The following is a 12,656-nucleotide window of genomic DNA, read 5'->3' as shown; positions in this document are numbered from 1 at the left end:
ATCGTTAGGAACCTTTTTAACGGTGCTAAGGAGCTGGCATGTTATTTACCTTTTTACGTCTGGTCTGCCGCCTGCTGTGGCGGGTTGAACTGCGCGGCGATCCCGCCGCGCTGCACAAGGAAAAAGTGCTTATCACCCCCAACCACATGTCATTTATTGATGGCGTGCTGCTGGCGCTGTTTCTCCCGGTCAGGCCGGTATTTGCCGTCTATTCCACCATCAGCGAGCAGTGGTACATGCGGCTGATCAAGCCGCTGATCGACTTTGTGCCGCTCGATCCCACGCGTCCCATGTCGATCAAACAGCTGGTGCGACTGATCGACAGCGGCCGTCCGGTGGTGATCTTTCCGGAAGGGCGCATTACCGTCACCGGGTCACTAATGAAAATCTACAGCGGTGCAGGCTTCGTTGCGGCTAAATCCGCGGCCAGCGTGGTGCCGGTACGTATTGAGGGCGCTGAGTATTCGCCGTTTGGCCGCCTGGCTGGCATCTTTAAACGGCGTCTGTTTCCCCGTATCACCCTGACACTGCTGCCCGCTACGCACATTCCGATGCCGGAGGCTAAACGCGCGCGTGACCGCCGACAGCTGGCGGGCGAGCATCTGCACCATATTATGATGGAAGCGCGTATGGCCGTGCGCCCGCGCGAAACGCTCTTCGAGGCCTTTCTTAACGCCCGCACCCGTTACGGCCTGTTTAAACCCTGCATTGAAGACGTGAATTTCAAATCTGACAGCTACACCGGGCTGCTGAAAAAAGTGCTGGGCGTGGGGCGCATCCTTGAGCGCTACAGCCAGCCGGGGGAAAGGATCGGCCTGCTGCTGCCCAACGCAACGGTGACGGCGGCGGCGGTGCTCGGCGCGTCAATGCGCGGCCGCGTACCGGCGATGCTTAATTACACGGCGGGCGTTAACGGGATGCGTGCGGCGCTGACCGCGTCACAGGTGAAAACCGTCTTTACCTCACGACAGTTTCTGGATAAGGGCAATCTGTGGCATCTGCCGCAGGGATTGACCGAGGTGGAGTGGATCTATCTGGAAGATCTGCGCGACACCGTGACAATGCAGGACAAGCTCTGGATCCTCGGCCACCTGCTGATGCCGCGCCGTGCGCAGGTGAAGCAGCAGCCGGAAGACGCCGCGATTGTGCTGTTTACCTCTGGCTCTGAGGGCAATCCCAAAGGGGTGGTGCACTCGCATAAAAGCCTGCTGGCCAACGTAGAGCAGATCCGCACCGTGGCAGACTTTACCCCGCGCGATAAATTTATGTCGGCGCTGCCGCTGTTCCACGCTTTCGGCCTGACGGTGGGGCTGTTTACGCCGCTGATGACCGGCGCACAGGTATTTCTCTATCCCAGCCCGCTGCACTATCGCATCGTGCCGGAGCTGGTTTATGACCGTAACTGCACCGTGCTGTTTGGCACCTCGACCTTTCTCGGTAACTATGCGCGCTTCGCCGCACCCTACGATTTTGCCCGCCTGCGCTATGTGGTGGCAGGCGCTGAGAAGTTGCAGGAGGCGACGCGCCAGATCTATATGGAAAAGTATGGTATCCGCATCCTTGAGGGCTATGGCGTCACTGAATGTGCGCCGGTCGTGGCGATCAACGTGCCGATGGCGGCGAAAGCGCACACGGTTGGCCGCATTCTGCCGGGTATGGATTCACGCCTGATGTCAGTAGAGGGCATCGAGCAGGGCGGGCGGCTACAGCTGCGCGGGCCGAACATCATGAAAGGCTATCTGCGGGTTGAAAATCCCGGCGTGCTGGAAGCGCCCGCAGCCGATAACGGCGAAGGGCAGCCGGAAGCGGGCTGGTATGACACCGGCGATATTGTCAGTTTCGATGAGGGGGGCTTCTGCCAGATTCAGGGTCGCGCCAAACGCTTTGCCAAGATTGCCGGTGAGATGGTGTCGCTGGAGAGCGTGGAGCAACTCGCGCTGAAAGCGTCGCCGGAGAAACAGCACGCCGCATCGCTGCGCGCCGACAGCAACCGCGGCGAGGCGCTGGTGCTGTTCACCACCGACAGCGAGCTGAAGCGTGATCAGCTGCAAAAAGCGGCGCGCGAGCTGGGGGCACCCGAGCTTGCCGTGCCACGCGATATTCGTGTGGTAAAACCGCTGCCGATGCTGGGCAGCGGCAAGCCAGACTATGTCAGCCTGAAAAAGATGGCGGAAGAGGAGCAGGCATGAGTGGCCTTAACGATCCGCACGCCTCGCTGACCTCGCGCGGGATGATGGCAGTGATGTGCGCGCAGTTTTTTTCTGCCTTTGGCGATAATGCGCTGCTGTTTGCCACGCTGGCGCTGCTGAAAAGCCAGCTTTATCCTGACTGGAGCCAGCCGGTGATGCAGATGCTGTTTGTCGCGGCCTACATACTGCTGGCCCCGTTTGTCGGTCAGATGGCGGACAGCTTCGCGAAGGGCCGTGTAATGATGTTCGCCAATAGCTTAAAGCTGCTGGGGGCGCTGCTGATCTGCTTTGGCTTCAGTCCCTTCGCGGGCTATACCCTGGTGGGTATTGGCGCGGCAGCTTACTCGCCTGCCAAATATGGCATTCTTACCGAACTGACCTCCGGCGACAAACTGGTAAAAGCCAACGGCATGATGGAGGGCTCGACTATTGCTGCCATCCTGCTGGGGTCGGTGTCGGGCGGCGTGCTGGCTGACTGGAGCCTGCTGTCGGCGCTGGTGGTCTGTGCCGTCACCTATGCGGTGGCGGTGGTGGCGAACCTGTTTGTTCCGGCGCTGGCGGCGGCGCGTTCAGGGGAGAGCTGGCATGTCAGTGCTATGCTGCGCCGTTTTTTCCATGCGTGTGCCACGCTGTGGCACAACGCTGAAACCCGCTTTTCTCTGCTCGGCACCAGCCTGTTCTGGGGGGCGGGCGTCACGTTGCGTTTTCTGCTGGTGCTGTGGGTGCCGGTCGCGCTCGGTATTACTGATAACAGGACGCCCACCACGCTTAATGCGATGGTGGCCATTGGCATCGTGGCAGGCGCGGCCGCAGCGGCGAAGCTGGTGACGCTGGAGACAGTCCGCCGCTGCATGCCTGCTGGCGTGCTGATTGGCGTCATGGTGGTGATCTTCTCGGTTCAGCACTCGCTGAGCAGCGCTTATCTGCTGCTGATGGCGATCGGCGCGCTGGGAGGATTTTTTGTCGTGCCGCTCAATGCGCTACTCCAGGCGCGCGGCAAGGCAAGCGTCGGGGCGGGCAATGCCATTGCCGTGCAGAATTTTGGCGAGAATATTGCCATGCTGGTGATGCTGGGCCTCTATACGCTGGCGGTCAAAGCGGGCGCGCCCGCAGTCGGCACCGGCATCGGCTTTGGGGTGCTGTTTGCGCTGGCGATTGCAGTGCTCTGGGTGTGGCGACCGAAAACGGCCGCGCGTTAACGCTGCGGGTGCCAGTCTGTCGTCAATCGTGCCGCCTGCCCGTTGGCCAGGCGGCACGCCGGCTGCTCTGGGTAGGGTGCGGCGGCAGGATACCTTGTGCGGGGCGTATCGCCCTGGCGATCCGGTCTCGGCTTAGCCGTTATCCAGCAGTCTGCGCGCCTCGCGCGCCACGTTCTCCATTTCATCCTGCAACTCCAGCAGCTCAGGCTCCAGTGCCTCAATATCACTGCTCTGGCGCAGATTCTGCTCCAGCTGGCGGCAGAGCTGCTTCATGCGCGGCACCCCGCTGTAGCTGGCGCTGCCGTGTAGCTTGTGGATAATTTCGCGTAAGCCCTGCACGTCGTTTGCGGCCATAAACGCATCGAGCTTTTCATGGACCTCTGGCAGGAAATCGAGCAGCATTCTCAACAGATCGCGCGCCAGATCGGGCTTGTTCGCCGCCTGGCGCAGCGCCAGATCCCAGTCGAGCGACGGCGAAACCGCTGGCACCGGCGTGGTGACTGCGGGCAGCGCGGGACTGTAGCGCGCCAGCAGCTGACTCAGCTTGCTCTCATCAATGGGTTTCGCCAGATAGTCATTCATCCCGGCAGCAATTAAATGTTCACGCTCGCCGTCAATCGCGTGCGCCGTCACTGCGACAATCGGCGTGCTGGCGTTTAGCGGCAGGCCGCGAATAATTTCACTGGCGCGGATGCCGTCAATTTCCGGCATCTGAATATCCATCAGGATAATATCCAGCGGCTGCGCGCGTGCGGCGGCAATCGCCTGTTCGGCGTTGTTACACAGCAGGATGTGCTGAACCTGCTCCTCCAAAAGTGCACCGATTAGCTTGAGGTTGGCGGGATTGTCATCCACCGCCATCACGCGCAGCGGTAAGCGCACGCGGTCGGGCAGATCGCTGCGCTGGCGCGTATGCAGATCGGCCAGCATCGGCACCAGTCGCGTCGCGGAGACGGGCTTGGTCATGCAGCCGTGAATGCCACGCAGCTTTAGCCGATCTGCCAGCAGCATCATGGCGCTGGGCAGCGCCAGCAGCACGCAGTCGGCGCGGTGGAGCAGGGCATCAATAAAGGCATCATCCAGCAGCTCCTGCTGGGTAACAGTCACAGGCAGGCCAACCAGTAGCAGCGGATAGTGCGGCTCGCTCAGGCCGGACAGCGTTTCACTGTACTCGACCTGCAACGGCGTAATACGCAGCATTTTTAGTGCCGCATCGGCGGAAGCGGCGTGCGCCTCGACGTAGGCCATGCGCGAACGTGTCAGAGCATCCAGCGCGCGCGGTAGCGTCGGCGCGTTGGGATTCAGATCGAGCTGGACGCGCACCCAGAAGGTTGACCCTTCGCTAATGCGGCTGTGGAAGGTAATCTCGCCGCCCATTTCGCTCACCAGCTTTTGCGTGATCACCAGTCCGAGGCCGGTGCCGCCGTGACGGCGGGAAATACTGGCGTCTGCCTGGCGAAACGCCTGAAAGAGCTGCGTCTGCTGCTGTTCCGAAATCCCGATGCCGGTGTCGTGCACCTGAATCTCCAGCTCCACGCGCGTGGCGCTGACCGCACGCTGTTCGACGCGCAGATTGATGGTGCCGCGCTCGGTAAATTTAATCGCATTGCCCAGCAGGTTAATCAGGATCTGCTGCAGGCGCAGCGGGTCGCCGATCACATTGTCCGGCACGCTGCTGTCGCACAGCACCGTCAGCTCCAGGCCCTTGTCGTGCGCGGAGGGTGCCAGCAGCACCACGGTCTCATCCAGCGTGGCGCGCAGTGGGAAGGGGATCGACTCCAGCACCAGCTTGCCCGCTTCCAGCTTCGAGAAGTCGAGAACATCATTGATAATGCTGAGCAAATTACTGGCTGAGCGCTCAATGGTTTGCATGTAATCACGCTGTGTACTGCCGAGCGAGGTTTTCAGCATCTGCCGGGTAAAGCCAATGACGCCGTTTAGCGGCGTGCGCAGCTCGTGCGACATATTGGCCAGAAACTCTGATTTGATACGGGCCGCCTCCTGCGCGCGCTTTTTCGCCAGATCCAGCTCGACATTCTGGATTTCTAACTGCTCCAGCGTTTCCCGCAGATCCCAGGTCGCCTGGTCAATATTGTGCTGCATCTCTTCGTGATAGGCGGTGAGCGACATCGCCATGGCGTTAATGCCGTTTTTCAGGGTGCTGAGCTCGCCCAGCATATAACCCTCGACGCGGCTGTCGAGCTGCCCACGACGAATGCGGTCAACGGTGGTGACCATATTGCGAATGGGGCCGGTGACGTCACGCATCAGGCGATAGGCAAACAGCATAGCGATACAGAGGCAGAACAGCAGCATCAGCGTGGCGACGAAAACTTCTTTGTACTGCTGCAGGCGCACCGACTGAAGATCGAGCTCTATCGCGACATAGCCGAGTGGATTGCCTGCTGGCTTGGCCTTTTCGTCAGGCTGCTCATCCAGCGCATAGCGCTCTGAGGTGATGGGCGTGCGCAGCACAAGCAGCGTACCGTGGCGCTCCATTGATACCTCATCCGGCAGCGTCTGAATATCCTCTTTCTGGAGCAGGCTCAGGTTCTGGTTGTTATTCGAGGTGACATAGAGGCGGTTATTGTTGTCGAAAATTGAGATGGCGCGGACAATATCCGAGTGGCGGCGATGCAGCAGACTGACCAGTTCACGGATGGCGTCCTGGTCGTGCCAGGTCATACTGTATTCGCTGGAGATCGCCAGCGGTTCGATGATATTTGCTCCGGCATCCACGACCTGCTGCTGGAGTTCGTTGTAGCGGTGCACCACGAAAAATGAGCTAAGCAGCAGACCGATCATCAGCGTCGGAGCCAGTATTAAAATCATCATTCGCGCCCGCAGGCTGTATTTCGTCATAATAGTCGCCGGCTTCTGACAGCCTGTTATCCCTGTGCAGCGGTTTAGACCGCAGGTGCACGCCAAATTTTTACTGAGAATGCAGAACACTATGGCGCAATTTTACTCCGCAAAACAGCGCGTGACGACTAAGCAACGTATTACCGTCACCGTCGATGAGCTCGATCCCTTTGGTCAGGGCGTGGCGCGACATCAGGGAAAAACCCTGTTTATCAGCGGCGCACTGCCGGGCGAGCGGGCGGAAGTGAGACTGGTGGAAGAGAAACGGCAGTACGCGCGCGGCAAGGCGACCCTGCTGTTGAGTACCAGTCCGGAGCGCGTGACGCCGCGCTGTCCACACTTTACCCGCTGCGGCGGCTGCCAGCAGCAGCACGCCGCAGAACCGTTGCAGCAGCGCAGCAAAGCGGCCGCGCTGTCACGCATGCTCAGCCAGGCGGCGCAGCGCACCGTGGCGGTGGATGACGTGCTGGCCGGTCCCGCCTGGGGCTATCGCCGCCGCGCACGTCTGGGCTTACAGTGGCAGCCTAAAACGCGTGAGCTGCAGATGGGTTTTCGTCAGGAAGCGAGTAACGACCTGGTCGCCATTCGCGAATGCCCCATTCTGACGCCCGAACTTGAGGCATTGCTTCTGCCGCTGCGTGACTGCCTGAGTGCACTGAGAGCGGCAAGCCGGCTGGGACATGTTGAACTGGTGCAGGCAGACAACGGCCCGTTAATGGTGCTGCGCCATCTCGAGGCACTCCATCAGGAAGATCGCGAAAAACTGGAACGTTTTTCGCATGACAACCACCTGATGCTGTTTCTCGACAACGGTGAGACGCTGGAGAAGGTACGCGGCGAAACCCCCTTTTACCACTCATGCAATGTGCCGCTCACCTTTAGCCCGCAGGATTTTATTCAGGTGAATGATGCGGTTAATCAGCAGATGGTGGCGCAGGCGATCGCCTGGCTCGATCTTCAGCCGGAGGATCGCGTGCTGGACCTGTTTTGCGGAATGGGAAACTTTACGATCCCTGTAGGAAAATTCGTACAAAATGTTGTGGGTGTGGAGGGTGTTGCAGCATTAGTGCGCCAGGCAGAGTATAATGCGCAGCTGAATAATCTTAAAAATGTCCGTTTTTTCCAGCATAACCTGGAGGAAGACGTTACGCGCCAGCCCTGGGCGGCGCAGGGATTTAACAAGGTTTTACTCGATCCGGCACGCGCCGGTGCGGCGGGTGTAATGGCGCATGTGGCTAAACTTGCTCCTGAACGCGTGGTCTATGTTTCGTGTAATCCTACAACGCTTGCTCGCGACAGCCAGACATTACTGTCGGCGGGCTACCATCTGGAAAGGGTCGCGATGCTGGATATGTTCCCTCATACCCGTCATCTCGAATCCATGGTGCTGTTTAGCAAAACATAAGCGGCAATTGATGCTGCTGTGGCAGGAGAGGATATGGTTGCGGTCAGAAGTGCGCATTTAAATACGGCAGGGGAGTTCGCTCTCGATCAGTGGATCGCCAGTCTTGGCATTGCCAACCCGCAATCATGTAAACGCATCGCTGAGACCTGGCGCTACTGCGAAGCACAGACGCAGGATCATCCCGATCAGCCGCTGCTGCTGTGGCGCGGCATTGAGATGGTGGAGATCCTCTCAATGCTCAGCATGGATATTGAAAGCTCCTGTGCCGCGCTGATCTTCCCGCTGGCTAATGCGGAAGTGGTCAGCGAGGAGGAGATCAGCAAAACCTTTGGCAACGGCATCGTGACGCTGGTACACGGCGTGCGCGACATGGATGCGATTCGCCAGCTGAAAGCCATCCATAACGACTCAATGGCCTCCGAGCAGGTGGACAACGTGCGCCGCATGCTGCTGGCGATGGTGGAAGATTTCCGCTGCGTGGTCATCAAGCTGGCGGAGCGCATCATGAACCTGCGCGAGATGAAAGACGCGCCGGAAGATGAACGCGTACTGGCGGCGAAAGAGAGCACCAATATCTATGCGCCGCTCGCCAACCGCCTTGGCATTGGCCAGCTGAAATGGGAGCTGGAGGATTACTGCTTTCGCTATCTTCACCCCGACGAATACAAACGCATTGCCAAGCTGCTGCATGAGCGCCGCATCGACCGCGAACAGTACATTGAAAACTTTGTCGACTCGCTGCGCAAAGAGATGGTGAAAGAGGGCGTGCGCGCCGAGGTGTATGGCCGTCCGAAACATATCTACAGCATCTGGCGCAAGATGCAGAAGAAGTCGCTGGCGTTTGATGAACTGTTTGACGTGCGTGCGGTTCGCGTCGTCGCCGAACGTTTGCAGGACTGCTACGGCGCGCTCGGCATTGTTCATACCCTTTACCGTCATCTGCCTGCGGAGTTTGACGACTACGTAGCCAACCCCAAGCCAAATGGTTATCAGTCTATTCACACCGTGGTGCTGGGACCAAAAGGCAAAACCGTTGAGATTCAGATCCGCACCCGCCAGATGCATGAGGACGCTGAGCTCGGCGTCGCCGCGCACTGGAAATATAAAGAGGGACCGGGCAGCAGCAACGCACGCGGCGCATCCGGTCACGAGGAGCGTATTGCCTGGCTGCGCAAGCTCATTGCCTGGCAGGAAGAGATGGCCGATTCTGGCGAAATGCTGGAAGAGGTGCGCAGTCAGGTTTTCGATGACCGCGTTTACGTCTTTACGCCGAAAGGGGACGTGGTGGATCTGCCCGCTGGCTCCACGCCGCTCGACTTCGCCTACCATATCCACAGCGATATCGGTCACCGCTGCATCGGTGCCAAGATTGGCGGGCGCATCGTGCCCTTTACCTACCAGCTGCAAATGGGCGATCAGGTCGAGGTTATTACCCAGAAGCAGCCAAATCCGAGCCGCGACTGGCTGAACCCTAATCTCGGCTACATTACCACCAGCCGTGGTCGCGCCAAGATCCACAACTGGTTTCGCAAACAGGATCGTGACAAAAATATCGCTGCAGGCCGTCAGATCCTCGACAACGAACTGAACCAGCTTGATATCAGCCTGCGTGAGGCGGAGAAACTGCTGCTGCCGCGCTATAACGTGACGTCAATGGATGAACTGCTGGCGGCGATCGGCGGTGGCGACATTCGTCTTAATCAGATGGTCAACTTCCTGCAGGCGAAGCTCAACAAGCCGAGCGCGGAAGAGGAGGATCGCGAGGCGCTGCGTCAGCTGACGCAGAAGAGCTATACGCCGCCGCCGCACAAAGAGAGCGGTCGCGTAGTGGTGGAGGGGGTAGGTAACCTGATGCACCATATCGCCCGCTGCTGCCAGCCGATTCCGGGTGATGACATCGTCGGCTTTATTACGCAGGGGCGCGGCATCTCTATCCACCGCGCCGACTGTGACCAGCTGGCCGAGCTGATTTCGCACGCGCCGGAGCGCATCGTGGATGCGGTCTGGGGCGAAAGCTACTCCAGTGGTTATTCGCTGGTGGTGCGCGTTACCGCTAACGATCGCAGCGGTTTACTGCGCGACATCACGACGATTCTCGCCAACGAAAAGGTGAATGTGCTGGGCGTCTCCAGCCGCAGCGACACCCGAAAGCAGCTGGCTACCATCGATATGGATATTGAAATCTACAACCAGCAGGTGCTGGGTCGCGTACTGTCGCGGCTTAACCAGGTGCCTGATATCATTGACGCCCGACGTCTCCACTGATGTGAAGGGATGGGCGTCTGTCCATCCCGCTCTGTATGAAAAGGACTTGTCATGAACGCTCTTGATCGCCTGCTCGCGATTATGCAAACCCTGCGCGATCCGCAGCGCGGCTGCCCGTGGGATCGCGAGCAGACCTTTGCCTCTATCGCGCCTTACACGCTGGAAGAGACCTATGAGGTGCTGGACGCGATCCAGCGAGAAGACTTTAATGATTTGCGCGGCGAGCTGGGCGATCTGCTGTTTCAGGTGGTGTTCTACGCGCAGATGGCCAGTGAGCAGGGGCGCTTTAACTTTGATGATATCTGCAACGCTATCAGCGACAAGCTGGAGCGCCGTCATCCCCACATCTTCGGCGACGCCAGCGTGGAAAACAGCGCAGAAGTGCTGAAAAACTGGGAGGCGATCAAAGGAGCCGAGCGGGCGGAAAAGGCGCAGCATTCGGCGCTTGACGATATTCCCCGGGCGCTACCCGCCCTGATGCGCGCGCATAAAATCCAGAAGCGCTGTCACAATGTGGGCTTTGACTGGACCTCTCTCGGGCCGGTGCTGGACAAAGTGCATGAAGAGATTGATGAAGTGATGCACGAGGCGCAGCAGGTCAACGTTGACCCTGACAAGCTGGAAGAGGAGATCGGCGATCTGCTGTTCGCTACGGTCAACCTCTCGCGTCATCTCGGCAGCAAGGCAGAAACGGCGCTGCAAAAGGCGAACGATAAATTTGAGCGCCGTTTTCGTGCGGTTGAGGCTCTTATCGGTGTTCAGGGGTTAAGCATGACAGAGGCAACGCTCGATCAGATGGAAGCGGCCTGGCAGCAGGTAAAAGCGCTGGAAAAACGCTGATTATTCCAGCGATGCATATTATTTCGCCGGTCGCGCTTACTCGATTCAGCGTGAGAAAAAAGTTGTGACCTGCGTCAACATTTCCCGGTCAGCTATCCGCTATGTTACCCGCTGCGATGCGTTGGAGGATGGCGGTGATTCATCAATTGTGGCTGACAGGGGTTTCCGGTATACTGTTTTCCCGTCCTGGTTATTCCACCGTCTTTAAACCTAAACTCTCAGGTTCAGCATGACAACGAATTATATTTTTGTGACCGGCGGGGTCGTTTCCTCTCTGGGTAAAGGCATTGCCGCAGCCTCCCTCGCAGCCATTCTCGAAGCTCGTGGTCTGAACGTGACCATCATGAAGCTGGATCCCTATATCAACGTCGATCCGGGCACCATGAGCCCTACCCAGCACGGTGAAGTCTTTGTGACCGATGACGGGGCGGAAACCGATTTGGATTTGGGTCACTATGAGCGTTTCATTCGCACTAAAATGTCGCGCCGTAATAACTTCACCACGGGCCGTATCTATTCTGAAGTGCTGCGCAAAGAGCGTCGCGGCGACTATCTCGGTGCGACCATTCAGGTTATCCCGCATATCACTAACGCCATTAAAGAACGCATTATCGAAGGTGGCGAAGGTCATGACGTCGTTCTGGTGGAGATCGGCGGTACCGTAGGTGATATCGAGTCACTGCCGTTCCTTGAGGCGATTCGCCAGATGGCGGTAGATGTTGGCCGCGAACACACCATGTATATGCACCTGACGCTGGTGCCTTATATGGCGGCGGCAGGCGAGGTGAAAACCAAGCCCACCCAGCACTCTGTTAAAGAGTTGCTTTCTATCGGTATCCAGCCGGACGTGCTGATTTGCCGTTCTGACCGCGCGGTTCCCGCCAACGAACGCGCCAAGATTGCGCTGTTCTGTAACGTGCCGGAAAAAGCGGTTATTTCGCTGAAAGATGTCGATTCCATCTACAAAATCCCGGGCCTGCTGAAGTCGCAGGGTCTGGATGACTATATCTGTAAGCGCTTCAACCTTAATGCGCCAGAGGCTAACCTCTCCGAATGGGAGCAGGTGATCTATGAAGAAGCGAATCCGGGCGGCGAAGTGACCATCGGTATGGTCGGCAAATACGTTGAACTGCCAGACGCCTATAAGTCAGTGATTGAAGCGTTGAAGCACGGCGGCCTGAAAAATCGCGTGACGGTCAACATCAAGCTGATCGATTCGCAGGATGTTGAGACGCGCGGCGTCGAAATTCTGAAAGATCTGGATGCGATTCTTATCCCTGGCGGCTTCGGCTACCGCGGTGTGGAAGGTAAGCTGATGACCGCGCGTTACGCGCGTGAGAACAATGTGCCTTATCTGGGTATCTGTCTCGGCATGCAGGTCGCGCTGATGGAGTTTGCGCGCAACGTGGCCGGCATGGAAGGCGCCAACTCCACTGAATTTGTGCCAGACTGTAAATATCCGGTGGTGGCGTTAATCACTGAATGGCGCGATGAAAACGGTAATGTAGAGCAGCGCACCGAAAGCAGCGATCTGGGCGGCACCATGCGCCTGGGCAGCCAGCAGTGCCAGCTGACGCCGGACAGCAAAGTCCGTCAGCTGTATGGTTCCGACACGATCGTTGAGCGCCATCGCCACCGCTACGAAGTTAACAATCTGCTGCTGAAGCCGATTGAAGCCGCAGGGCTGCGTATCGCCGGGCGGTCTGGCGACGACCAGCTGGTTGAGATCATTGAGATCCCGAACCACCCCTGGTTTGTTGCCTGCCAGTTCCACCCGGAGTTCACGTCAACACCGCGCGACGGTCATCCGCTGTTCGCCGGCTTTGTTAAGGCCGCGCAGGATCACCAGAAGCGTTTAGCGAAGTAAGTTTCACGAGCAGCGCGCGAACTTTTCGC

Annotated in this window: 7 protein-coding genes; 6 read left to right on the top strand and 1 reads right to left on the bottom strand. The window is 58.5% G+C overall.

What is annotated here, in order from left to right; genetic code table 11:
- The first annotated feature begins 38 nt into the window (after positions 1-38).
- Positions 39-2,189, top strand: coding sequence for a bifunctional acyl-ACP--phospholipid O-acyltransferase/long-chain-fatty-acid--ACP ligase (aas, locus tag HP564_RS13780; protein WP_371243917.1), 2,151 nt, complete (start codon positions 39-41; stop codon positions 2,187-2,189).
- A complete protein-coding gene (gene lplT / locus HP564_RS13775) occupies positions 2,186-3,388 on the top strand; it encodes a lysophospholipid transporter LplT (protein WP_371243915.1) in 1,203 nt (400 codons plus the stop codon). The genes aas and lplT overlap by 4 nt, the downstream gene beginning before the upstream one ends.
- 132 nt (positions 3,389-3,520) lie before the next feature.
- Here the strand turns inward: lplT and barA are convergent, their stop codons facing one another.
- Complete coding sequence (gene barA, locus HP564_RS13770; RefSeq protein ID WP_371243913.1) at positions 3,521-6,250, bottom strand: two-component sensor histidine kinase BarA; 2,730 nt, start codon at positions 6,248-6,250, stop codon at positions 3,521-3,523.
- Between the two features lie 91 nt (positions 6,251-6,341).
- On the opposite strand from barA, the gene rlmD reads away from it, so the two are divergent.
- The 4 genes from rlmD (at position 6,342) to pyrG (ending at position 12,627) form a co-directional block, all read left to right on the top strand.
- On the top strand, positions 6,342-7,655 hold the full coding sequence (gene rlmD / locus HP564_RS13765) for a 23S rRNA (uracil(1939)-C(5))-methyltransferase RlmD (RefSeq protein ID WP_371243911.1): 1,314 nt from the start codon (positions 6,342-6,344) through the stop codon (positions 7,653-7,655).
- Between the two features lie 33 nt (positions 7,656-7,688).
- Complete coding sequence (gene relA, locus HP564_RS13760; RefSeq protein ID WP_371243909.1) at positions 7,689-9,920, top strand: GTP diphosphokinase; 2,232 nt, start codon at positions 7,689-7,691, stop codon at positions 9,918-9,920.
- Positions 9,921-9,971: 51 nt separating this feature from the next.
- Entirely contained in the window at positions 9,972-10,760 is a 789-nt protein-coding gene (mazG, locus tag HP564_RS13755) for a nucleoside triphosphate pyrophosphohydrolase (RefSeq protein WP_371243907.1), read from the top strand.
- 229 nt (positions 10,761-10,989) lie between these two features.
- Positions 10,990-12,627: a glutamine hydrolyzing CTP synthase gene (pyrG, locus tag HP564_RS13750; RefSeq protein ID WP_371243906.1), complete on the top strand. Its 1,638-nt coding sequence runs from the start codon at positions 10,990-10,992 to the stop codon at positions 12,625-12,627.
- Positions 12,628-12,656: the final 29 nt, after the last annotated feature.

It is taken from the genome of Pantoea sp. KPR_PJ, from assembly GCF_041386365.1.
In the GTDB taxonomy this organism is placed as follows: Bacteria; Pseudomonadota; Gammaproteobacteria; order Enterobacterales; family Enterobacteriaceae; genus Pantoea.
Note: the sequence above shows the minus strand (reverse complement) of the source record. Positions and strands in the feature narration are given on the sequence as shown.